The 22,543-nt window shown below is 63.4% G+C and carries 25 protein-coding genes; 16 read left to right on the forward strand and 9 right to left on the reverse strand.

The window, feature by feature from the left end:
* The first annotated feature begins 57 nt into the window (after nucleotides 1–57).
* Both K0F85_RS18010 and K0F85_RS18015 read left to right on the forward strand, forming a co-directional pair.
* Nucleotides 58–1,221, forward strand: coding sequence for an iron-containing alcohol dehydrogenase (locus K0F85_RS18010; protein WP_219117337.1), 1,164 nt, complete (start codon nucleotides 58–60; stop codon nucleotides 1,219–1,221).
* A 22-nt stretch (nucleotides 1,222–1,243) separates the two neighbouring features.
* Nucleotides 1,244–1,921: a type 1 glutamine amidotransferase domain-containing protein gene (locus K0F85_RS18015; RefSeq protein WP_219117338.1), complete on the forward strand. Its 678-nt coding sequence runs from the start codon at nucleotides 1,244–1,246 to the stop codon at nucleotides 1,919–1,921.
* A gap of 7 nt (nucleotides 1,922–1,928) precedes the next feature.
* Here the strand turns inward: K0F85_RS18015 and K0F85_RS18020 are convergent, their stop codons facing one another.
* Nucleotides 1,929–2,516, reverse strand: coding sequence for a TetR/AcrR family transcriptional regulator (locus tag K0F85_RS18020; RefSeq protein ID WP_219117339.1), 588 nt, complete (start codon nucleotides 2,514–2,516; stop codon nucleotides 1,929–1,931).
* A gap of 40 nt (nucleotides 2,517–2,556) precedes the next feature.
* Here K0F85_RS18020 and K0F85_RS18025 point away from each other — a divergent pair, with 40 nt between their 5' ends.
* Nucleotides 2,557–3,084, forward strand: a complete 528-nt coding sequence (locus K0F85_RS18025) for a dihydrofolate reductase family protein (RefSeq protein ID WP_219117340.1) — start codon at nucleotides 2,557–2,559, stop codon at nucleotides 3,082–3,084.
* On the opposite strand, the gene K0F85_RS18030 is transcribed toward K0F85_RS18025, so the two are convergent.
* Nucleotides 3,081–3,884 carry a metallophosphoesterase family protein gene (locus tag K0F85_RS18030; RefSeq protein ID WP_219117341.1) on the reverse strand — a complete coding sequence of 268 codons (804 nt, stop codon included), beginning with the start codon at nucleotides 3,882–3,884 and terminating at the stop codon, nucleotides 3,081–3,083. The two genes, K0F85_RS18025 and K0F85_RS18030, sit on opposite strands and share 4 nt — an antisense overlap.
* Before the next feature lie 138 nt (nucleotides 3,885–4,022).
* Between K0F85_RS18030 and bla the strand changes: the two genes are divergently transcribed.
* On the forward strand, nucleotides 4,023–4,967 hold the full coding sequence (bla, locus tag K0F85_RS18035) for a subclass B3 metallo-beta-lactamase (RefSeq protein WP_219117342.1): 945 nt from the start codon (nucleotides 4,023–4,025) through the stop codon (nucleotides 4,965–4,967).
* A gap of 265 nt (nucleotides 4,968–5,232) precedes the next feature.
* A complete protein-coding gene (locus tag K0F85_RS18040) occupies nucleotides 5,233–5,406 on the forward strand; it encodes a hypothetical protein (protein ID WP_219117343.1) in 174 nt (57 codons plus the stop codon).
* Between the two features lie 9 nt (nucleotides 5,407–5,415).
* Here K0F85_RS18040 and K0F85_RS18045 read toward each other — a convergent pair whose 3' ends face one another.
* Nucleotides 5,416–6,219, reverse strand: a complete 804-nt coding sequence (locus tag K0F85_RS18045; RefSeq protein ID WP_219117344.1) for a metallophosphoesterase family protein — start codon at nucleotides 6,217–6,219, stop codon at nucleotides 5,416–5,418.
* Nucleotides 6,220–6,265: 46 nt separating this feature from the next.
* On the reverse strand, nucleotides 6,266–7,171 hold the full coding sequence (locus K0F85_RS18050) for a LysR family transcriptional regulator (RefSeq protein WP_219117345.1): 906 nt from the start codon (nucleotides 7,169–7,171) through the stop codon (nucleotides 6,266–6,268).
* Between the two features lie 118 nt (nucleotides 7,172–7,289).
* On the opposite strand from K0F85_RS18050, the gene K0F85_RS18055 reads away from it, so the two are divergent.
* Together K0F85_RS18055 and K0F85_RS18060 are read left to right on the forward strand one after the other, a co-directional pair.
* Nucleotides 7,290–8,156, forward strand: a complete 867-nt coding sequence (locus tag K0F85_RS18055; RefSeq protein WP_219117346.1) for a pirin family protein — start codon at nucleotides 7,290–7,292, stop codon at nucleotides 8,154–8,156.
* Nucleotides 8,157–8,159: 3 nt separating this feature from the next.
* Nucleotides 8,160–8,297 (forward strand): hypothetical protein, encoded by a 138-nt coding sequence (locus K0F85_RS18060; protein WP_219117347.1) that lies wholly within the window; start codon nucleotides 8,160–8,162, stop codon nucleotides 8,295–8,297.
* Between the two features lie 39 nt (nucleotides 8,298–8,336).
* Here K0F85_RS18060 and K0F85_RS18065 read toward each other — a convergent pair whose 3' ends face one another.
* Entirely contained in the window at nucleotides 8,337–9,098 is a 762-nt protein-coding gene (locus tag K0F85_RS18065) for an ABC transporter substrate-binding protein (RefSeq protein WP_219117348.1), read from the reverse strand.
* A gap of 225 nt (nucleotides 9,099–9,323) precedes the next feature.
* On the opposite strand from K0F85_RS18065, the gene pnuC reads away from it, so the two are divergent.
* Nucleotides 9,324–9,914: a nicotinamide riboside transporter PnuC gene (gene pnuC / locus K0F85_RS18070; protein WP_219117349.1), complete on the forward strand. Its 591-nt coding sequence runs from the start codon at nucleotides 9,324–9,326 to the stop codon at nucleotides 9,912–9,914.
* A 330-nt stretch (nucleotides 9,915–10,244) separates the two neighbouring features.
* The gene (locus tag K0F85_RS18075; protein WP_219117350.1) at nucleotides 10,245–12,803 is read left to right on the forward strand and encodes a TonB-dependent receptor; all 2,559 of its coding nucleotides are present in this window, start codon (nucleotides 10,245–10,247) and stop codon (nucleotides 12,801–12,803) included.
* 19 nt (nucleotides 12,804–12,822) lie between these two features.
* Here the strand turns inward: K0F85_RS18075 and K0F85_RS18080 are convergent, their stop codons facing one another.
* Nucleotides 12,823–13,629: a response regulator gene (locus K0F85_RS18080; RefSeq protein ID WP_219117351.1), complete on the reverse strand. Its 807-nt coding sequence runs from the start codon at nucleotides 13,627–13,629 to the stop codon at nucleotides 12,823–12,825.
* Between the two features lie 349 nt (nucleotides 13,630–13,978).
* Here K0F85_RS18080 and K0F85_RS18085 point away from each other — a divergent pair, with 349 nt between their 5' ends.
* The 4 genes from K0F85_RS18085 to K0F85_RS18100 all read left to right on the forward strand — a co-directional run bounded on the left by K0F85_RS18085 (nucleotide 13,979) and on the right by K0F85_RS18100 (nucleotide 18,672).
* The gene (locus tag K0F85_RS18085; protein WP_219117352.1) at nucleotides 13,979–14,509 is read left to right on the forward strand and encodes a spore coat protein U domain-containing protein; all 531 of its coding nucleotides are present in this window, start codon (nucleotides 13,979–13,981) and stop codon (nucleotides 14,507–14,509) included.
* 36 nt (nucleotides 14,510–14,545) lie between these two features.
* Nucleotides 14,546–15,250 carry a molecular chaperone gene (locus K0F85_RS18090; protein WP_219117353.1) on the forward strand — a complete coding sequence of 235 codons (705 nt, stop codon included), beginning with the start codon at nucleotides 14,546–14,548 and terminating at the stop codon, nucleotides 15,248–15,250.
* Between the two features lie 63 nt (nucleotides 15,251–15,313).
* Nucleotides 15,314–17,668 carry a fimbria/pilus outer membrane usher protein gene (locus K0F85_RS18095; RefSeq protein ID WP_219117354.1) on the forward strand — a complete coding sequence of 785 codons (2,355 nt, stop codon included), beginning with the start codon at nucleotides 15,314–15,316 and terminating at the stop codon, nucleotides 17,666–17,668.
* A complete protein-coding gene (locus K0F85_RS18100) occupies nucleotides 17,668–18,672 on the forward strand; it encodes a spore coat U domain-containing protein (protein ID WP_219117355.1) in 1,005 nt (334 codons plus the stop codon). Before K0F85_RS18095 ends, K0F85_RS18100 begins: the two co-directional genes overlap by 1 nt.
* Here K0F85_RS18100 and K0F85_RS18105 read toward each other — a convergent pair.
* Entirely contained in the window at nucleotides 18,669–18,905 is a 237-nt protein-coding gene (locus K0F85_RS18105) for a hypothetical protein (RefSeq protein ID WP_219117356.1), read from the reverse strand. The two genes, K0F85_RS18100 and K0F85_RS18105, sit on opposite strands and share 4 nt — an antisense overlap.
* A gap of 254 nt (nucleotides 18,906–19,159) precedes the next feature.
* On the opposite strand from K0F85_RS18105, the gene K0F85_RS18110 reads away from it, so the two are divergent.
* From K0F85_RS18110 to K0F85_RS18120, 3 genes are all read left to right on the forward strand, one after another.
* On the forward strand, nucleotides 19,160–19,717 hold the full coding sequence (locus K0F85_RS18110) for a helix-turn-helix domain-containing protein (RefSeq protein ID WP_010394680.1): 558 nt from the start codon (nucleotides 19,160–19,162) through the stop codon (nucleotides 19,715–19,717).
* A gap of 192 nt (nucleotides 19,718–19,909) precedes the next feature.
* Complete coding sequence (locus K0F85_RS18115) at nucleotides 19,910–20,347, forward strand: CHRD domain-containing protein (RefSeq protein WP_219117357.1); 438 nt, start codon at nucleotides 19,910–19,912, stop codon at nucleotides 20,345–20,347.
* Nucleotides 20,348–20,445: 98 nt separating this feature from the next.
* Nucleotides 20,446–21,399, forward strand: coding sequence for an AEC family transporter (locus tag K0F85_RS18120; RefSeq protein ID WP_219117358.1), 954 nt, complete (start codon nucleotides 20,446–20,448; stop codon nucleotides 21,397–21,399).
* Here K0F85_RS18120 and K0F85_RS18125 read toward each other — a convergent pair.
* Together K0F85_RS18125 and K0F85_RS18130 are read right to left on the reverse strand one after the other, a co-directional pair.
* The gene (locus K0F85_RS18125) at nucleotides 21,383–22,036 is read right to left on the reverse strand and encodes an FMN-binding negative transcriptional regulator (RefSeq protein WP_219117359.1); all 654 of its coding nucleotides are present in this window, start codon (nucleotides 22,034–22,036) and stop codon (nucleotides 21,383–21,385) included. The genes K0F85_RS18120 and K0F85_RS18125 overlap by 17 nt on opposite strands.
* Nucleotides 22,037–22,498, reverse strand: coding sequence for an OsmC family protein (locus tag K0F85_RS18130; protein WP_219117360.1), 462 nt, complete (start codon nucleotides 22,496–22,498; stop codon nucleotides 22,037–22,039).
* Nucleotides 22,499–22,543 lie beyond the last annotated feature (45 nt).

A 22,543-nucleotide genomic window follows, 5' to 3' on the forward strand; every position in this document is an offset into this window, starting at 1 on the left:
TCCGCATTTTTTACATTGCATTTTAGACGACCAGTCTAATAATAAAGGAGCAGCAACATGAAAAATTTCGAATTCCATAACCCGACCCGTATCGTCTTCGGTGCCGACACCGTCGCCAAATTGTCCACCCTGGTGCCGCACGATGCGCGCGTGCTGATTTTGTACGGCGGGGCCAGCGCGGAAAAGACCGGCACCCTGGCCGAAGTGCGAACTGCTCTTGCGCTGGGCCAGCGCAGCGTGCAGGAGTTTGGCGGCATCGAACCCAATCCCAGCTATGAAACCTTGATGCGCGCCGTGGCCCAGGTGCGCAGCGAGAAGCTGGACTTCCTGCTGGCCGTCGGTGGCGGTTCGGTGATCGACGGCACCAAGTTCGTCGCCGCCGCCGCCCTGTACGATGGCGAGCCGTGGGAAATCGCCGAACGCGGCGGCGCCAATGTGCAGCGTGCCCTGCCGTTCGGCACGGTGCTGACCTTGCCGGCCACGGGGTCGGAAATGAATAGCGGCGGTGTGGTGACGAAAAAAGCCACGCACGACAAGCTGAGTTTTCGCAACCCGCTGCTGTACCCGCAATTTTCCGTGCTCGACCCGAGTAAAACGTTTACCTTGCCGGGCACGCAGGTGGCCAATGGCCTGGTCGACGCCTTTGTCCACACCACGGAACAGTATTTGACCTATCCGGTGCAGGCGAAGGTGCAGGACCGCTTTGCCGAAGGCTTGCTGCAGACGTTGGTCGAGATCGCGCCGCAGGCAGTGGCCTCGCCCGATGATTACGCCACCCGCGCCAACCTGATGTGGACGGCCACCCTGGCCCTGAATGGCCTGATCGGCGCCGGCGTGCCGCAGGACTGGGCCACCCACATGATCGGCCACGAATTGACGGCCCTGTACGACATCGATCACGCGCGCACCCTGGCCCTGGTGCTGCCCGCACTGTTGGACGTGCAGCGCGAGCAGAAACGTGGCAAGTTGCTGCAATATGGTGAGCGCGTGTGGCATATCACCAGCGGCAGCGAAGAGGAGCGCATCGACGCCGCCATCGCCCGCACCCGCGCCTTCTTTGAAGGCCTGGGCATCCCGACCCGTTTGTCGGCCTACCAACTGGGCCAGGAAGCGGTGGAAGCAGTACTGACGCAACTGGAAGCACATGGCATGACCTCCCTCGGCGAACACCGCGATATCGACCTCGCGCGCAGCCGCCGTATCCTCGAAGCAGCACTGTAACCCTGACATAAAAGGACACAATATGAACATCCTGATGGTACTGACCTCGCACGATCAACTCGGTGACACTGGCAAGAAAACCGGCTTCTGGCTGGAAGAATTCGCCGCCCCCTACTATGCCTTGCAGGAGGCGGGCGCCAAGCTGACCGTGGTCTCGCCGAACGGCGGCCAGCCGCCGCTAGACCCGAAAAGCGACGAGCCCGATTCGCAAACGGACGCCACGCGCCGCTTCAAGCTGGACGCCGCCGCGCAAGCCGTGCTGGCCAACACGGGCAAGCTGTCGGAAGTGAAGGCGGCCGACTTTGACGCCGTGTTTTATCCGGGCGGCCATGGTCCGCTGTGGGACCTTGCCGAAGACCCGCACTCGATCGCGCTGATCGAGCACATGATCGCCGCCGGCAAGCCCGTCGCCGCCGTCTGTCACGCGCCCGGCGTGCTGCGCCACGTGAAGGCGGTCGATGGCACGCCGCTGGTGCGCGGCAAGCAGGTGACGGGCTTTACGAATACCGAGGAAGACGCCGTCGGCTTGACGGCCATCGTGCCTTTCCTGGTCGAGGATATGCTCAAGGAAAACGGCGGCGTCTATTCGAAGCTGGGCGACTGGCAGCCGTACGCCGTCACCGATGGCTTGCTGGTCACGGGCCAGAACCCGGCATCGTCGGAAGTGGCCGCCCAGGCGCTGCTCAAGCTGCTGGCTTGATGCCCGGCTAGTGTCGGGCGATCATGCCCGCCAGAATCAGGCCGACCGAGGCGTGCCATTGCGTCTCGCTGGCCGGCCTGCCCGCCAGCGCATAGCCGTGCAGGAAATCGACGAGCGCATCGCGCCCGCGCAGCCGGGTTTTTTCAGGCAGATCGAGGCCCTCCACGGCTTGCTCGAACAGCGCCGTAAACCGCTCGGCCACATCGGCTTGCGTCACCAGCCCGCGCGCCATCAGGCGCACGAAATACGGCGTGGTGCTGACCAGTTTCAGGTACAGCGCGCATAGCGCGAGCAGGCGCCGCCGTGGCGTCTGGCGTGGCGTAAACGGCGGCTGCAGTGGATCGAGCGCGACAAAACGCTGCGCCATCAGGGCCAGCAGCAATTCCTCTTTTCCCGCGTAATAGTGATACAGGGCCATGGCATCGACGCCAAGGCACTGCGCCAGCGCGCGCATGGAAAACGCTTCGCCTTTTTCTTCCAGCAGGGATAAAGCCGCCTGCAGGATGGCGGCGTTGTCCAGTGCGGGCGCGATGCGGCGTGGACGACCCGGACGGCGCACGGGCGATGCTATGGCTTGAAGTTTTGGCGATTTCATGGGCATAATTCTACACTGTAGAATTAATTGGAGGCGCATCATGCAACAACCTTTCGTCAGCGCCTTTCTCGGCATCAGCATCGACGGCTGCATCGCCGGAGAAAACGGCGACCTGTCCTGGCTGGCCGAACTGGCGCCCGACTCGCCCGACGCCACCGGCTACACGGCATTGATGGATCAAGTCGATACCCTGCTGATCGGCCGCACCACCTATGAGGCCGTGCTGGGCTTCGAGCCTTGGCCGTATGGGGGCAAGCGCGTGGTGGTGTTGAGTCACCGCGACTTTGCGCCGCGCCATGGTGAGCAGCGCCGCGAAGGCAGCCTGCTGCAAGTGCTGGCAGGTCTGGCAGAGGAGGGCTGCCGCCACGTGTATCTCGATGGCGGCGCCGTCATCCGCGCCGGTTTGCGCGAGGGCGCCATCGACAGCCTGACCTTGTCCGTACTACCCGTGGTGCTGGGCAAGGGCGTGCGCCTGTTCGAGGACGGCTTGCCGCGCAGCGACTGGCGCCTGGATGGCACGCGCCAGCTGCCCAGCGGCGTGGTGCAGCTGCGCTATCGAAAAAATTAAACCGTGCTGGCGATGTCGACGATGAAGCCGGTGTCAAAACGTTCATTTTCCGGCGTGCCATCGGGGCGCTTGTAGCCGCAGGGGTTGCACACGACGCGGCAGTCCTGGACGCGATAGTCGAGCGAGGCGTGCATGTGGCCATGCACCCACAGGTCGGCTTGCGCCACCAGGTCGTCCAGTTGCGACGCGAACGCTGGCGAGCCCAGGTTGGTTGCGTATTGCTCATCCACCGACAGCATCGATGGCGCCATGTGCGTTATGACGACCGTCTTGCCATCAAAGGGCTGTGCCAGCTGCTGTTCCAGCCAGCAGCGGTGCTGCGCGTGCAGCTGCGCCGTGTCGACGGCGCACAGCAGGCGTGGCGTGTCGCCGCCCATGCTGATGCGCTTGTAGTCAGGCATATAGGCTTGCGCCGCCTGCATGGCTTCTTCCTGGCGCTCTTCACCGAACAGCAGAAAATCCGTCCATAGCGTGATGCCGAGGAAGCGCACGCCAGCGAGCGTCACGGCATCGCCATCGAGCAGGCGGATGTTGGCGCCCTGTGCATTGGCGCTGGTGCAGGCGTCGCGCACGGCGTCCTGCATGTGTTCGAGCTGATGGCCATAGCCTTCGTGATTGCCATGCACGTACAGCACGGGCAGGGCGCCGAAGGTGCGCGCGGCCCAGGCGATGGCATTGCTGCCCGTATCGATGTCACCGGCCAGTATCACCACGTCGGGGCGGCAGGTGGCAAGGTCGATGGCGGGCGTGTCTTCACCCCAGACTTCCAGGTGCAGGTCGGACAGGATCAGCAAACGCATGGCAGTGGGCGCGGCAAGGCGCATGGCAGTGAATGGGCCTCTATCGTAGCGCAAGTCGCTGCGCCCGTCTGCTTGACCGCACGAGGGGGTGACGTTACCCTGTGGTATTGATTCATCCCGCCTATCTTCTGGAGTCGCATGCCGCCTTTCCTCATTCCCAAGACCTTGCTCAGTATCGCGCTGGCCGCCATGGCGCTGCCGTTTGCCGCACATGCTGTCACGCCTGCCGTCGATCCCTTGACGCAGCCGATTGCCTCGCCCTACGCGGCGCAGTGGAACCGCCCGCAGCAACCGGCGCGCATCCATGGCGACACGTATTACGTGGGCGTGGGTGGCTTGAGCGTGGTGCTGATCGATACGCGCGATGGCTTGATCCTGATCGATGGCGCGTTGCCGCAATCGGTGGCCGCCATCAAGGAACATATCCTTGAGCTGGGCTTTCGCCTGGAAGACATCAAATTCATCCTGAATACGGAAGCGCATTTCGACCATTCGGGCGGCATTGCCGCCTTGGCCCGCGACAGCGGCGCGCAAGTGGTCGCCAGCCCGCTGGGCGCGGAGGCGTTGCGCGCGGGAGCGGTGCTCGCCGCAGATCCGCAGGCGGGCGAAATCGATGGCATGCCGGCCGTGGAAAACGTGCGCGAGATCGCCGAAGGCGAAACCCTGCAACTGGGCGACGTGACCATCACGGCGCGCTACACGCCTGGCCATACGCCGGGCAGCACCAGCTGGACCTGGGTTTCATGCGAGGATGCAGACCGTCAGGAATGCCTGAACGTGGTGTTCGGCGCCAGCCTCACGCCGGTAGCTGCCGACGATTTTCATTACCTGGCCGATGAGCGCCATGCGGACTTGACGCCAGCCTTTCGCCGCGTCATGCAGGACTTTGCCAAACTGCCCTGCGACATCCTGATCTCGGCCCACCCCGACCACTCCGGCGGCGACCGCAAGCTGACGCAATTGCTGGAAGGCGTCACGCCGCATCCTTTCATCGATGCGCAAGCGTGCAGCAACTACGCTGCCAAAAATGAAGCCAAGCTCGATGCCCGCATTGCGAAGGAAAAAGCGGCTGCGACAAAATAACAACATTGGCGCATGCGCCATGAAAGACGGTTGACGCACTGCAGCAAACGGTGCAGTATCAGCGTCCGCAGTGCAGATTAACCATCAAATAGAAAGGAACCCCATGTTCGAGCAGGCTGGCAGCAAGTCATACAAGCACTAGCCCCGCGCATGACGCTCGGGGCCATTGGCAGCATTGCCGATCCCGAGCCGGTGTCTTTCAAACCCCGGTGAGGAAACTCGCCGGGGTTTTTTGTTTTGGACGACCGGATTGAAAGGAAACACCATGAAAATCAAAGTGAAAGCCACACCCAAGCCGCGCAACCCGCTGGTGGCGGCTGCCAGGCTGCGCGGCGGCGCTGGCGCGCACCAGTCGGTAGCGTCGCCACGCGCGGCGCGCCGTGCCGGCAAGCACCGCCTGCAGCAATGGCTGGCGGGCCGCCTCAAAGCGGATGATTAGCGCGCTTGTTTAACACGACGGCAGTTCGACGATGAAATTCGGATCAAAAGCTGGATTTTGCGGCGTCCCGCTGCGCGTCATGTAGCCGCAGGGGTTGGACACGACGCGGCATGGGCCGATCCGGTAGTCGCGTGTAGCATGGATGTGGCCATGCACCCACAGGTCCGCCTGCATGGCCAGCTCGTCCAGGCGAGAGGCATAGGCGGGCGAACATCCCTCGCTGCCGTAGGCATCATCGACCGAGAGCAGCGACGGCGCCATGTGGCTGATGACGACAGTTGCGCCATCGAAGGGCTGCGCCAGTTCGCGCGCCAGCCAGGCTTTTTGCTGCGCGTGGAACATGGCCGTATCGGCCGCGCGCAGCTTGCGAAAGCCCATGTTGGCCAGGCGGATGCGCTTGTAGTCGTTCATGACGGCTTCCGCGTCGCGCATGGCGGCTTGCCGCGTGTCGTCGCCCAGCAGGCGGAAATCCGTCCACAGGGTGGCGCCCAGGAAGCGCACCTTGTTGCCTGTCTGGTCTTCAATGAGGTGCGTGTCGCAGTCGAGGAAATGCACGTTCGGCGTGCTGGCGCAGGCGGCATGCAGCTCCCGGCGCACCTTGTCCAGATGGTGGCCATAGCCTTCGTGGTTGCCATGCACGTACAGCACCGGCAGTCCTGCGAATGCGCTGGCCGCCCAGGCGACGGCGCGGGTGCCCGTATCGATGTCGCCGGCCAGGATCACGGCGTCAGGGCAGCTGAGCGCAAGATCGCCCTGCGGCGCATCCTCGCGCCATAACTCATGGTGCAGGTCCGACAAAATCAATAAACGCATGCGGTATCCAGGCGATTCGAGAGGACGCCATCGTACCTGAAAAGGCTCACTCTTCCTGCAGCGCGGCGAAGCTGTGCGCCAGGTAGTCGATCAGCGCGCGCACGGCCGGCAGCAGGCCGCGCCGCGACGGAAAGACGGCGTGGATGATTTCGCGCTGCGGCCGCCATTGCGCCATCAGCGGCAGCAGGCTGCCATCGGCCACCTGTTCGGTGATCATCATGGTGGGCAGCTGCACCACGCCCACGCCGGCCACGGCCGCGTCGCGCAGCGTCAGCATGTCGCCCGTGACGAAGCGCGGCGTGTGACGCAGCTGGGCGCGCGCGCCATCGGGGCCATGCAAATCCCACTGGTAGTGTTGTTGCGGCGCGCCGAGGGCCAGGCTGGGCCAGTCGGCCAGGTCGGCCGGCGCCTTTGGCAGCGGCGCGCCGGCGAACAGCAGCGGGCTGCCCACCATGCACTGGCTGCGCTCGGCCAGCACGCGCAGCACCATGTCGCTGTCGGGCAGTGGCGGCGGGCGCACGCGGATGGCCACGTCGATGCCTTCGGCCACCAGGTCGACGCGGCGGTTGCTCGCTTCGAGCAGCAGGGTCACTTGCGGATGTTCGCGCATGAAGCCGGCCAGCATGGGCGCGACCAGGGAGTGCAGCAGGGCGATGGGGCAGGACAGGCGCACCGTGCCGCGCGGCGCGGCCCGCGTCAGTTCGATCGCTTCCTGCGCCGCCTCCGCTTCCACCAGCATGGCCTTGCAATGCTCGTAAAACGTCTGGCCCACGTCGGTGACGGAAAAATGCCGCGTCGTGCGCTGCAGCAGGCGCACGCCGAGGCGCTCTTCCAGTAGCGCGATGCGCCGGCTCAGCCTGGATTTCGGCATGCCCAGTGCGCGCCCGGCCGGCGCGAAGCCGCCATGGTCGACCACGTGCACAAAGTAAAACAAGTCATTCAGATCCTGCATGCCGTCTCCTTGATCGTTCTATTTTTGGAACGCTGATAGCGGATTTTACCGTCTATCGCCTTCATCGTTGCAAGGGTATTCTGATTCCATCGTAATGCAATCACCATAGGAGAGCCAAATGAACACAGTCACAGCTATCTACAGCGCACCGCGCCAGCACTGGGTCGGCGACGGTTTTCCCGTGCGCTCGATGTTTTCGTATGACGGCCATGGCAAGCAGCTGAGCCCCTTCCTGCTGCTCGATTACGCCGGCCCGGCCGAATTTGCGCCCGGCACGCGTCCGCCCGGCGTCGGTTCGCACCCGCACCGCGGCTTTGAAACGGTGACCATCGTCTACAAGGGCGAAGTGGCGCACCGCGATTCGACGGGCCAGGGCGGCGTGATCGGCCCCGGCGACGTGCAATGGATGACGGCAGGCGCCGGCATCGTGCATGAAGAGTTCCATTCGCCTGCCTTCACGCAGTCGGGCGGCACGCTGGAAATGGTGCAGCTGTGGGTGAACCTGCCGGCCAGGAACAAGATGACGGCACCAGGCTACCAGGCCATCACCAGCGACACCATTCCCACGGTGGCGCTGCCAGATGGCGCCGGCTCGGTGCGCGTGATCGCCGGCGACTTCGATGGCCAGCATGGCCCGGCCCGCACGTTCTCGCCGATGCAGGTGTGGGATCTGCGCCTGGCCCAGGGCAAGCTGACGGAGCTGCCGGTGCACGCCGGCTGGAGCACGGCGCTGATCGTCCTGCATGGCACGCTGCTGGTCAATGGCGAGAGCGTGCTGCGTGAAGCGCAGATGGCGCTGTTCGAGCGCGATGGCGACCGCATTACCGTCGAAGCGAACAACGACGCCGTGGTACTGCTGCTGAGCGGCGCGCCGATCGACGAACCCATCGTCGGCCATGGCCCTTTCGTCATGAATACAGAAGCGGAAATCGCGCAGGCGTTCGAGGATTTCAACAGCGGCTGCTTTGCCCGTATTGAGAAGTAATCTGTGGCGTACCCTTGCCGCATCCCGCGGCATGGGCATTCACACGGCGCCGACGCGGACCATATCGTGTCGCCGTACCGCGCGCTGATCGAAAGCTACGACAAGGCAAAGGGCGTGCAAAAGAATGGCCGCGAAACCTAGCTGGAGATACTGGAGGCAGCAGCCAATGCTTGATCGCCGTTACGGCACCTCGTAGCTGTTACGTATCACCGCCAGCACGCCGCGCTGTTCCAGGCGCGTGATGGCGGCGTTCAGGCGCGCCAGGTCGTCGGTGCTGGTCGTGCGCGCATTGAGCATCAGGTGCACGGGCGCGCGCAGGGCCAGGAAGGGCAGGGTGCTCAAGGCGACGCCCTGCTTGCGGGCTTCGTGGCGCACGGCCAGCACGTCGCCCAGCAGCAGGTCGGCGCGGCCCGCATCGAGCATGAGAAGGCCTTGCCGGAAGCTGCCAAAGGTATTCAGGCGGCCGGCCTTTTCCAGTGCCGGCCTGGCCGCCGCGTATTGGGCGCCATACCAGCCTACCTTGGGTGCCAGCAGGGTCGACTTGCCACGCGCGAGCTGCGCGAAGCTGGCGATCTGGCGCTGGCCGTCGGCATGGCCGGATTTGCTGAAGACGCCCACGGCTTCGTCGCGATACGAGATGGAAAAGCGCGCATAGGACTGGCGCTCCGGCGTCTCGGACGCGGCCAGCATCAGGTCCAGTCCACCTTTCTGGAACAGTAGCTGGCGCCGCGCCGTGGGCAGTTCCGGAAAGGTCACGAGCGTGCAGCGCGCTTCCTTGAAGATGGCGCGCAGCAGTTCCAGGTCCAGGCCCGTATAGTGGCCTTGCGCATCGCGGTAGACATACGGCGGCCACTGTTCCAGCGCCATCGCCATGCGGCATGCCACGGCAGGCAGGACAGATACGCAGAGCACGGCCGCGAACAGGAGATGGCGCAGGCGCATACGGGGACTTCCATAGAGTTTTAATTTGATATTCAATTTGCCAGAATGGCCACGGAAGTCAAGGGGGTGTAGCGTCTGAAGGCTGGCCTGGTTCGCTTTTCCCGGGTTCTTGCGCGTTTTTCCCCATCTGCCCCCCTTGCTTGCGTCTCTGGCGCGTGGGACACCGGTCAATGTAAATCGGCTATAGTGGCGCGGTGCTACCACTGCCCCGCGAAGGAAGACCGCTTGACTGCCCCGCTCGAGATTGCCGCCAATGTATTGATGACTGCCTCCATCATCCTGGCCGGACGCAATAATATTCATTCCTGGTGGATCGGCATCGTCGGCTGCGTGCTGTTTGCCGTGCTGTTTTTCCAGGTTAATCTATATGCCGACGTGATGCTGCAACTGTTTTTCATCGTCACCTGCGTCATCGGCTGGCTGCAATGGCGGCGTGGCCCGGGTGGCAAACCGTTGCCGATCACGCGCACGGGCTGGCGCAGCCTGGCCTGGGTGGTGCCGGCCGGTATCGCCTCCGTGGTCATTTACGGCATGCTGCTGCACCGCTTTACGAATGCCTACGCGCCCTTTATCGATTCGGCAGTGTTGGTCTTTAGCATCATTGCGCAATTCTTGCTGATGAGCCGCCGCATCGAAACCTGGGCCTTCTGGCTGCTGGTCAACACCGTGGCCGTGCCGCTCTACTACAGCCGCGGCCTGCACCTGACGGCCGTGCTGTATGCGGCCTACTGGGTCAATGCCCTGATTTCCTGGTACTGGTGGGGCGTGCAGGCGCGCCGCGCGGCGCTGGCGACCGCTGCGACCGCCGACGCCTGATATCGCCACGCCCAGTCCTTAGATTCAAATCGTATATACATTCAATTTTTAATTCGTTCACACCATAAAGACGCCGAGATATAGTGGTCCTTCCCCGCTTACCGGTGTCTTTTATGTTGCACTTTAGTCTTTCTACCTATTTTTACGCCGCCCGGCACCAGCTGACCATGCAATGCATGGCGCAGTGGATGCCGATGCGTGCCCGTCCACGCCTCCGCTAAGTCTTTCCCATCCGTTTCGTTGTCGTTTGCCCGCTGGCCTAACCGGTCCGCGTGCCCCTGCTCGGCCTTTTTTATCTGAAAAAGGCTGCAATCCCAATAAGAGGAAACCATGTTCAAACCACTCGCCATCAGTCTTGCCATCGCCGCCGCCTTTCCCGCCTTCGTCCATGCCGAGGAGGACATGCTGCGCGTTAACGTCACCGGATCGAATATCCGCGTCAGCGAAAAAGAGGGCGCCAGCGCGGTGCAGGTCATCACGGCCAAGGAATTGAAAGCCAGCGGCAAGACCAGCGTCTCGGAGGTGCTGCGCGCTATTTCCGCCAACAGCGGCAACAGCTACAACGAACAATATACGGGCAGTTTCTCGGCCGGCACCTCGGGCCTGTCGCTGCGCGGCATCGGCCAGCAAAACACCCTGATCCTGGTGAATGGCCGCCGCGTGGCCAGCTACGCCACGGCGCAGGATTTGCAGCAGACTTTCGTTGACCTCAACAGCCTGCCGATGGCGGCCGTGCAGCGCATCGAGGTGCTCAAGGATGGCGCCTCGTCCGTGTATGGTTCCGACGCCGTGGCCGGCGTGGTCAACATCATCCTGTACAAGCAATTCACGGGCACGGACATCACGGCGCAATGGGGCGGTTCGACGCAAGGCACGGGCCAGCACGAAAAGAGCGCGGCGCTGCAAACGGGTTTCGGCAAGCTTGAGGAAGATGGTTATAGCGTGGTCTTCTCGGTCGATGCCCAGCAGCGCGACAAGCTGCAGCAAAGCGACGTGGCATGGCTGCGCGATGCCGATTACCGCAAGCAGCAGCGCGGCAGCCTGGGCTGGACTGCCACGAATTACGCTGGCAACGATCCCACGCAGACTCTGGGCGGCGTGCGCGGTCCGCTGCAACTGGTGTCGTACAAGGACATCAATCCCGATCGCAGCGGCCAGGTGCTGGCCTACAATCCGGCGCCGTACAAGACGCTGATCCCGGGCATCCAGCGCATTCACTCTTCGTTGCGTGGCACCCTCAAACTGAACGCGGATACGGAAGCCTATGTCGACCTGCTGCACAGTTATTCGCGCGCCGATCAGACCTTCAGCGCGCCGCTGACGGTGAATAACGCCACGCGCGTGTGGAACAATAGCAGCAAGCTGCTCGATACCATCCCCGTGGTGCTGCCCGTGGGCCATCCGAATAATCCGGGTGCGACGCCCTTGCCGTTCACGGCCACCTTGTTCGATCTGGGACCGCGCCTGAAGCAGGATCGCGTCACCTTCTACCGCGCGCTGGCTGGCGCCAAGGGCACTTGGGCGGGCTGGGAATGGGACACGGCCGTGGCCCATTCCAGCAGCAAGCTGGAGGAAACGGTGCAGAACTTCGTCAACCGCTATGCCTTCCAGAAAGTGCTGGCCGACGGTAGCTACAATTTCTTTGACCAGTCGCAAAACAGCGAAGCGGTGCGCAACGCCCTGCGCCTGTCTACCCTGCGCCCGGCAGAATCGACGCTCGACACGCTCGACTTTTCGGCGGCCAAGGATATCTGGAACCTACCGGCGGGTCCGCTCGGCTTTGCCGCCGGTTTTCAATGGCGCCGCGAAAAGATGGATTCGCAAACCTCGACGGCCGTGCTGTCGGGCACGGAATTGCGCCCCGCACTCAATATCATCAACGGCTCGCGCAATGTGTCGGCCCTGTTTGCCGAATTCAATGTGCCCGTGGTGAAGGATCTGTCCGTCAACGTGGCGGGCCGCGCCGACCATTACAGCGATTTTGGCAATGCGTTTTCGCCGAAAGCCAGCGCGCGCTATCAGGCGGCGCCATGGTTGCTGCTGCGCGGTACTGTTTCACGCGCCTTCCGTGCGCCGTCGCTGCCGGAAATTACCGACAGCACGGCCGTCAGCTATACCGGCGTGATCGATGCCCGCGATCCCCTGACGCCGACGCAGTCGCGCGGTGTGACGGTCATGACCATTGCCAATCCGAACCTGCGCCCCGAGCGTTCGAACAACCTGAACCTGGGCGTGGTGGTGTCGCCCACCAGCAGTTCGAGCATCGGCCTCGATTACTACCGTATCAAGCAAGATGGCGTGATCGGCACGGCCAGCGCCACCACCATCCTCGGCAATGAAAGCGTGGCGCCGCAACAGATCACGCGCGGTGCCGATGGGCGCATCACGACTCTGTACCGCCAGTTCCGCAACCAGGGCCGGCGCGAAGTGTCCGGCATCGATATCGACCTGCGCCAGCGTTTCGTCGACCAGCACTGGGGCAAGCTGACCCTGGCCGGCCAGCTGAGCCGCGTGCTGCGCTTTGCCGAACCGTTGTCCGATGGCGCGCCACTCACCGATGGTGCCGGCACCAATTACTTCGGCTCCATCCCGAAGTGGCGCGGCGTCACGTCGGCTACCTGGGAACAGGGAAAATGGGCGTCGACCCTGAGCTGGAACTACGTGGGCAGCTATGCGCAGCAGCAGCACCTCGATGAATCGGTCGCCGCCTTCAGTACCTTTGACGTGACCAGCAGCTGGCAGGTGACACCCAAGGCGAACGTCACCTTCGTCGCGCAAAACCTGGCCAACAAACGGGCGCCCTGGGACTATGCCGCCACCGGCTTTGACTTTACCCAGGCCGATCCGCGCGGACGCGTTGCGGCACTCAAACTGAACTACAAGTTCTGAGCACGCGCCTGCGGCAGCGCTAGCCGCTGCCCGCCGCCTGCCGCTGGCCCGTCTGCTCCTGCAGGCGTTGGCGGTAGGCGCTGGGGGCGACGCCCATGCGTTCGCGAAAGGCGGTGGCGAAGTTGCCCGCGTTGTGAAAGCCGATCAGCAGGGCGATATCCTGCACATCGATGTCCGTCTGCTGCAGCAATTCCACGCCGCGGGCAATGCGCGCTTCGCGGATGAAGGCGAAGACCGTCATGCCCGTTTGCTCGCGGAACATCAAGGTCAGCTTTTCGCGGTAAGTGCCCACGCTGCGGGCGATTTCGGACAAGTTCGGCAGGCTGCCCAGGTTGTCGAGAATGAGTTGTTTGACCGCATTGACAAACACCAGGTCGGGATGCTGCAGCTTGTTGCTGATCGGTGTCGTTGCGGGCAAGGTACTGTTGCTTTTACGCATCAAACCCAGGTGGATATGGATGCGCGCAGCCAGTTCTTCCGGCGTGAACGGCTTCGAAATGTAGTCGACGCCGCCCACCTGCAAGCCCATGATGCGTTCCTTGGCGGCATCGGCGCCACTGAGAAAAATCACGGGTATCTGTTCCGTTTCGGGGTTGGCCTTGAGCAAACGGCATGCCGTGTAGCCATCCATCTCGGGCATGCGCACATCGAGCAGTATCAGGTCAGGATGCGTGGCCAGTGCCAGCTGGTAGCCCTGGTAGCCGTTGAACGCGATGCTGAAACGGTAGGGCTGCTCGCTGAGCAGCTCCATCAGCATGCGCTGTTCGAACGCGGAATCGTCCACGATCAGGATGTTTTTTTTGATGGTTTCGCTGGTCAATGGCATGGCATGGATGGCTTAACCAAATAGCAATTCGTGGCTTATTATGCCTCGCTTTTTCTTTTTTTTCTGCTTTTCGCGTATTTCAAAAGATGTTTCTCCGCGAGAAGAAGCGCGGATTTCCCAGATCGCCAATAATTCACTCATGCATTGACTTAAAGCAATGTCGCTTGTAAAAACATCTGTTTTGCCAATGCTGCAAAAAGTGCCGGAGTCCCCGGGTTTCTGACTCTCGACACACGTATTTTGTCGTCCTGGTTTGCGTGCCCCAAAAAACGCCGGCAATACCGTGACTATCCTCGACGCCCCTCATTTTGGCGGGCTCATAAATGATGTTTCATCATCAGGAGGTATCATGTTGCGAGCGAACTTCCCCCGCCTTATCGTTGCTGCCAGCGTGGTTGTTGCCGCTACGGCGCTTCTGCCTCGTGGCGCCGACGCAGCCGTGTATCTGAATGGCAGCGCCGGCACCACCTTTGACGTCACCCTGAAAATCATCGCCAATTGCACCATCGCGGCGGCCAATCTCGACTTTGGCCAAAGTCAGGGTGTACTGGCTACTGCCGTTAACGTCAATACGACCGTGAATGTTACCTGCACCAATACCACGCTGTATAACGTGGGCTTGACGGCCGGCTCGGGGACCGGTTCGAGCGGCACCACGCGCTACCTGAGCGGCACCGGCGGCAACCTGGGGACGGTGCAATTCAATCTGTACCAGAGCGCCGGCAGCACCTTGTGGGGCGATACTCAGGGCACGGATACCGTCGGCGGCACGGGCAACGGCTCATCGCAGCCGATCACGGTGTACGGCAATATTCCGCCGCAAGCGACACCGGCCCCCGATACCTACAAGTCGACCATCACGGCCACCGTGTACTTTTAAACCGGGCGCTGCGTGAAGGCCGCTGCTGCTTCCCTGATGAAAGGCGTACTGGCGCTGCTGGCCTGCTGCGCCGCGGGCGCGCACGGCGCCAGTCTGCAGATTTCGCCCGTGACGCTCAATTTTCGCGCGGCACAGAGTGCGGCCGGCATCAACCTGCAAAACCTCGGTGAGCAGCCCATCTACGGTCAAGTGCGGGTGTTCGCCTGGGATCAGCGCGATGGCGAGGAAACGCTGGCGCCGACGCAGGAACTGGTGGCCAGTCCGCCTATCGTCGAAATCGCCGCCAACAGCCGGCAGACCATCCGCCTCGTGCGTGCCCAGGCTGGCCCGGTCGCGCAGGAAAAGACGTATCGCGTGCTCATCGATGAAGTCAGCCGCGAGGATGAGGCGGGCCGCAGCGGCGTCGATATCCGGCTGCGCTACTCGGTGCCCGTGTTCCTACTGCCGGCCGGCGCCCCGGGCAAGGAAATGCTTGACTGGCAGGTTTTCCGCGAACAGGGCGAGTGGATGTTGCGTATCAAAAACAGCGGCACTCTCCATGCGCAGATCGGTGCGATGACGTTCACGAACCAGGCGGGCAAGGAGTTCGTCATCAGCAAGGGCTTGTTTGGTTATGTCCTGGCGGCACGCATGCGCGTATGGCGTTTGCCCGTTGCCAGGGAGGCCGAACTGAATGGAGCGTTGAGTATTGCGGTCAATGTGAATGCGAAGGCACTCATTGCCAAGAATTCGATACCTTGAACTTGGCTGCCATGACGGGCCGGCTTGCCGCGCACCCCGGGCATGGGCGCAAGCGGCCACGGCATGAAACGCGTACTGGCAGCGTTATTGTTGCTGGCCATGGCGCCGCTGGCCAGGGCCGATGGCGCGGCGGCCATGACGGGCGCCGATCCGGGCCCCGCCAGCTTGCCCAGCGATCCGGCGGCGCCGAATGAACTGTATCTGGAGGTCACTGTGAATGCTGAATCAAGCGGGCTGATCTTGCGCTTTACCCAGGTGGGCAAAGGCTTGCGCAGCAGTATGGCGAACTTGCAGCAGCTGGGACTGGACCCGGCGCGTCTGGCCGCGCCCGGCCAGACCGAGGTGGCGCTCGATGCGATTCCCGGACTCAGCTATGAATATGATGCAGCGCGCCAGAGCGTGTCGCTGCAGGTGGCGGACGAGTTGCGCTCGCCTTACCGCATCAGCGCGCGCCCGGCGGTGCAGACGTCGCCCTCGCGCGTCACGCCCGGCGCCGTCCTCAATTACGAAGCCTATGCGGAGCTGGGTCAGACGCGGCGCACGGCCATCTTCAACGATTTGCGCTATTTCAATGACAGCGGCGTTTTCAGCAATACCGGCACCTTGAACCTGGGCTCGGAGCAGCGCAAGTACATGCGTTTTGACACCTTCTGGAGCCATGCCGATCCCGAGACCTTGCAAACGTGGCAGGTGGGCGACCTGATTTCCTCGTCGCTGAGCTGGAGTCGCGCCGTGCGCGTCGGCGGCGTGCAGTGGCGCAAGAATTTCCAGCTGCGCCCCGACCTGCTGACCTTTCCCGTCGCCTCCGTCGATGGCACGGCGCTGGTGCCATCGTCGCTGAGCCTGTATGTGAATGGCGTGCAGCAATATGCTGCCAGCGTGCCCAGCGGTCCGTTCGTGCTGAACCAGGTGGCCGGCATCAATGGCGCGGGGCAAGCCACCGTCGTCACGCGCGATGCCCTGGGGCGTAGCGTGACGACGGTGCTGCCCCTGTACGTCGATACGCGCATGCTGGCCAGCGGCTTGAGCGATTACTCGGTCGAGCTGGGCGCCGTGCGGCGTGACTATGGCCGCCGCCTGTTCGCCTATGAGCGGCAGCTCGTTGCCAGTGCTTCCGGCCGCCATGGCGTCAGCGACAAGCTCACTCTCGAAGGCCATGTGGAACTTGCGGCCGGCCTGTACCAAGCGGGCGCAGGCGCGCTGTGGCGGCTGGGCCAGGCGGGTGTGCTCAGCGGTTCGCTGTCGGCTAGCGCCGGCCGCAGCCGTGGTGCGCAGCTGGGCGCCGGCTACCAGTACATGGGGCCGCGCTTCAGCGTCGATGTGCAAAGCGTGCGCGCCAGCGCCGGGTTTGGCGACCTTGCCTCGCGCGACGGCAGCCCCGTGGTGCGTGCGGCGGATCGCCTTACCGTCAGCTTGCCATTGCCGGCAGGAAGCAGCATCAGCAGCAGCTATATCGGCTACCGCACGCCTGGCGCGCCGCCGTCGAAGATTGCCACCGTGGGCTATTCAGCCACCCTGTTGCACGGTCTGTTCTTCAACGCCAGCCTGTTCCAGGACTTGCGGCAACGCGAGAAGCGGGGTTTTTACTTCGGCCTGAGCATGGCCTTCGACAACAATCTGGCCATCAGCGTGTACAGCAGCCGACAAAATGGCGAGCACGGCCGCAGCGTCAGCGCGCAGCGCGCGGCGGACTTTGGCGGCGGCTTCGGCTGGAACTTGCAGGCCGGCACGGCGGGCGGCAATGCTTACCGGCAGGCGCAAGTGGAATACCTGGGCAATGACGGCCGCGTCAGCGCGCGCACGCAAAGTAGCAGCATGGGCAATGCCTCCTCGCTGGGCGCAGCCGGAGCGCTGGTGCTGATGGATGGCCATGTCGAGGCGGCGCGCCAGGTGGGCAACGGTTTTGCGCTGGTGTCCACGGGCGGCGTGGCAAATATTCCCGTGTTGCATGAAAACCGCCAGATCGGCGTGACGGGCAGCAGCGGCTATCTGCTGGTGCCGAACTTGAATCCTTATGGCAATAACCAGATCAGCATCGCCACGGAGGAACTCGACGTCGATGCGCGCGTGCCCGTGACGCATATCAATGTCGTGCCGCAACAGCTGGCGGGCGTGCTGGCGGCCTTTCCCATTGAACGCTACAGCGCGGCCACCGTCATCGTACAGGATGTGCACGGCAAGCCGCTGGCCACGGGTTTGCCGGTGCTGCACCTGCAAAGCGGCAAGCAAACGGTCGTGGGATTTGACGGCATCGTTTTCGTCGACGATCTGCTCGAGCAGAATCAGTTGCAAGTGGGCGAAGGAGACAGCGCGTGCACGGTGCGGTTTGCCTATGTGCGTCCGGCAAAGGGCGGCTTGCCCGTGATCGGGCCGCTGCGCTGCATCAGCGCTGTTGCCAGCGCCGGGGCAGGCCGCTGATGCGCCGCCTGCTGCCATGCCTGACCCTGCTACTGGGCTGCGCCTGGGGCGGTGCGGCGCAGGCCGATACCTGCTCGGTCAGTATGACGAATATCGATTTTGGCGCCGTCAGCCCGATTTCCGGCACCGATTACGTGGCGCAGGCAACGGGCACCTTCAGTTGCGTGTTTTCGTCGCTGAATCTGGGGCAGTTGCTCACGCCGAATGCGCAAGTGTGCATCTCGCTGGGACTGGGCACGAATTCCACCTCGGCCCTGCCGCGCAAGCTGGGCAATGGCAGCAATCGCATGGAGTACAACGTCTACGTGGACAGTTCGTATGCCACGGCGAAGATATGGGGTGGCGCCGGCGTGGCGGGCGCACCGTCGACCTTCGGCATGATCCTGTCGGCCGGTTTGCTGGCGCCGCCCGGCACGTACTCGACCACGTTTACCGTGTACGCAAAGATTCCTGCCGGCATCGCCCTGGCCGCCGTGCCCACGGTCGCCAACGCCAATACCGTGTATACGTCGAGCTTTGCCGGTGTTGGAACCTACACCTACACCACCTATGGCCTGGTCAACCTGCAGGGTTGCACTGCCAGCAGCGGCAGCTTCGGTTTCACGGTGAATGCCACGGCCGTCAACGATTGCACCATCACGGCCACGCCGACGGCGTTTGCGAACGCTTCCATCCTGACGGGCAACTTGCGTAGCACCAGCACCTTGTCGGTGCGCTGCGTCAATAACAATGCTTACCAGATTGCCCTGAACGGCGGCAGCGTGGCGGCCAATGTGGCCAACCGACAAATGAAGAACACCGTGACCACGGACAAGGTCAATTACCTGCTGTCATCCAGCCTCGATGGCCCGCTCTGGGGGGATGGAACGGCGGGCACGAGCATGGTGACGGGCACGGGGACGGGCGCCAGCGTGCCGCTGACGATTTACGGCCGCGTGCCGGCGCAGGTATCGCCGCGCCCCGGCGACTACAAGGACACGGTGACGGCGACGATATATTTTTAGAACGTGACGGTGACGAGGCCGGCGCCCGATGGCGTTGTCTGCTGCAGCAGCAGATAGGGCGTGTTGTGTTGGCAGTGCACCTGGGCGCTGCTGCGCTGCGAGACGACGGTGCACGCTTCGTGGACGACGAAGCTGGCCTGGAACGAGGCGGAAGATACGGTACCGGCGGTGGTGGTCTGGCACAGGAGCAGGGCGAGCAGGGCAGGCAGTACGGCAAGCTTCGAAGGGGTCATCGTGAACGCAGTGAGTGAAAAATGGGCGTGGGCAGCAGCACCGGCAGACGTGGCTGGCACTGTTTTTCGCACCGGGATTGGGGGAACAGAAGCAGCCATGATTGTACTTGAAGCAGGAAAGTGTGAGTTTTTGCGTATTTTCAGGCAGTTACCGTGGTGCGAAGGTCACTTGTGAATTGATAGTAACTGAAGTTTCCGTATTGCAACTGAACTATTTTTCGATTGTTGTGTTGAATCAATATGAGGAGAGGGTCATGAAACATACCAACTTTAATAATTTACCCTGCCCGATTGCACGCAGCCTGGGCAAGGTGGGCGAATGGTGGAGCATCCTCATCCTGCGAGAAGCGTTTTATGGCAAGACGCGCTTCGACGAATTTGAAAAAAGCCTCAAGATCGCCCCCACCATCCTGACGCGCCGCCTGGCCGACCTGGTGGAGGGCGGCTTGATGACGCGCCGCCTGTATTGCGCCAAGCCGCCCCGCTACGATTACGTGCTGACCAAGTCCGGGCGCGCCTTCAAGCCCGTCTTGCTGGCCTTTATTGCCTGGGGTAATGAAAACTTCGCGCCGGAAGGCGCCAGCCTTGTCATCGCCAGCCGCGACACGGGCCTGGCCGCCGATCCGGTACTGGTCGACGCCATGACGGGCTTGCCCATCAATGACGAGTACTACGCGTTCGCGCCCGGGCCTGCCGCCAGCGACAGCATGCGCAGCATCATCCTCGATGCGGAAAAAAGCAGCGGCATCGCACCCAAGCCAAAGGCCGCGCCCGCCAACCGGGGCTGGGTGGCGGAAGGGCATCTGGCCTGAAACGGCGACGCCAGGCGAGCAGCAAGTTTGGCGAAAAGCAAAGCGGGCACGACGGTATGGCGTTAACTTCGCATTACAGCAAGATTTTTTGCGCGACAATTTTTTGTGCGATACAAGGCGCAGGCCCGGCTCGGCCGTGTGGGCAGGGCGGGGCGCCATCCGTGATCCGATATCCGTTGAAGGAGTACTGCGATGAGCACACTGCAACAACACGCGCGCCGCGCCGCCATCGTGCTGGCGCTGGCCACCCTGCTGGGCGCTTGTTCCCATGGTCCGCAGCATCCGGGCGGCCATGCCGTCACCTTGACGGGCGCGCAGGAAGTGCCAGCCAATACCAGCACGGCCAGCGGCAGCAGCACTATTCGCGCTGCCCACGACGGTAGCGTCAGCGGCGGCGTGAGCTACACGGGCATGCTGGCCACCGTCGCGCATATCCATGAAGCGCCCGCCGGCGCCAACGGCCCCGTCATCGTGGCGTTGGTGAAAACTGCGGAAGGCATGTTTGCCGTGCCGGCCGGCAGCATGCTCACGCCGCCTCAGTATGCGAGCTACCAGGCCGGCAAGCTGTACGTAAACGTGCACAGCGCCGCCTACCCGGCTGGCGAGATCCGCGCCCAGCTCAAGCCCTAGCCGGCCAGCGGCGATTTCCCCGTAACCTCCTTGGGCCGCGCGAGCGGCCTTTTTTTGCGCCGGCGGCGCGCCAAGGGAGCGCGCTACAATGGCGCTCCATGCTGACCATCCTCGCCATCACCTTTCCCTTCTTCGCCCTGGTGCTGTGCGGCTACCTGGCCGTGCGACGCAAGCTGCTGCCGCTGGCCGCCATCGGCGGCCTGAACAGCTTTGTCCTGTACTTTGCGCTGCCCTGCATGCTGTACCGCTTCGGCGCCGCCACGCCCATCGCGCAACTGCTCGACGCCAGCGTGTTCGGCGTGTACCTGTTGTGCGCCCTGATCATGGTGGGCGTCACCATGGCCATGACCCTCAGCCACCGCATCGACTGGAACAATGCCGCCTTCGGTTCGCTGGTGGCGGCCTTCCCGAATACTGGCTTCATGGGCGTGCCCCTGCTATTGACCTTGCTGGGGCCAAGGTCGTCGGGGCCGGTCATCGTCACCATCGTCGTCGACATGCTCATTACCAGCTCGCTGTGCATTGCCCTGTCGCGTATCGGCAGCGGCGGCGCGCACGGCAGCCGCGCCGCCGTCGTCAACGCCCTGAAGGGCATGGCAGGCAACCCGATGCCATGGGCGATTGTGCTCGGCGCCCTGGCGTCGTGGCTGGAACTGGCCTTGCCCAAGCCCTTGATGCAAACGGTGGGCCTGCTGGCCGACGCCGCCTCGCCCGTGGCCCTGTTTACCATCGGCGCCGTGCTGGCCCGTTCGCAGATGAGCACGGCCGACCCGGCGCCGATGAAAGAATACGTGCCCGTGGCGCTGAAAAAGCTGCTGCTGCATCCGCTGCTGGTGTGGGGCATCGGCCACGCGGCCATCGCGCTGGGCGCGCCACTCGATCCGTACGCGCTGACCTGCATGGTGCTGGTGGCCTGCCTGCCCAGCGCCAGCAATGTGTCGCTGCTGTCGGAACGCTTCGGAGCGAACACGGCGCGCATCGCCCGCATCATTCTGGTCTCGACGGCGCTGTCGTTCCTGACGTTTTCGGCGGCCGTCAGCTGGCTGGCGTGAGGTTGGCGGCGATCAGTGCGCCCAGCGCCTGCGCCGCGCCGGCTTGAGCGTCCAGCGCCAGGCCGTGCGCCATGCTGGCCTGGTCCTGCATGCTGCGGTTCTGTCCCAGCTTCCATTTTCCCGTCAGGCGCGTGAGAGGGATTTCGATGCCGACGATGGCCTTTAACAGCTTGTCGATGTAATCGGCCGGCGCATCGCTCACCCGCCACGGCGCAGCTTGATCTGCCTCATGGCGCGCCGTCAGCCGCTCCAGCAAGTCCATCAGCCACGCCGCATCGTCGATGGCGCGCAGGGGGCCGTGGGCATGCACGACCGCATAGTTAAACGTGGGCACTTCCTTGCCGCTGCGCTGCTTTTCCGCATACCAGGCGGGCGTGATGTAGGCGTGCGGTCCCTGGAAAATCACCATGCAGTCATCGTTCCCGCCGGCCGCGCGCCACAGCGGGTTGGCGCGCGCCACGTGGGCGCGCAGGATGCCGAATGGCGCTTCAGGCGTGGGCGCGGCGATTTCGAACGGCAGATGGTCGGCGCATAAACCGTCGGCGCCGTGACGCACCAGCGCGCCCAGGGGATGCGCGTCGATCAAGGCGTGCAGCACGTCGAGGCGCTCTTCGCGGAAGGTGGCGGGCGTGTACATCTAGTGCGCGCCTTCCACCACCACATCGGCCGTCAGCGAATTGGCGATGTAGCAGCGCGCGTGCGCGTCGTGGTGCAGGGTGGCCAAGGCCTCTGGCGAGGGCGCCGCGCCGGAACATACGATGCGTGGTCGCAGCACGATGCGCGTCATGGCCAGGCGCCCGGCGGCATTTTTTCCCAGCTCGCCGACGGCGTCGTCGCGGTAGTCATCGATGACGTAACCGCGCTGCGCTGCCAGCGACAGGAAGAACAGCATGTGGCAGCTCGACGCGGCGGCCACCAGTGCTTCTTCCGGGTCGATATTTTCCGCCACCGACATGGGCAGCGGCACGGACAAAGGAGACGACGAGGCAGGTACGCGCAAGCCGCCGTCGAACTGCCATTCATGGCCACGGCTATAGCGCTGGCCGGCGAAATCCTGGCCGTCGCGCTGCCAGGCCACGGTGGCGAAAAATTGATGCATGGATGCTCCGCAAGAGTCGAAGGGGATGCGTCATCTTAGTGTTTG

The sequence above is a fragment of the Janthinobacterium sp. UMAB-56 genome, assembly GCF_900095265.1.
Classification (GTDB): Bacteria; Pseudomonadota; Gammaproteobacteria; order Burkholderiales; family Burkholderiaceae_D; genus Janthinobacterium.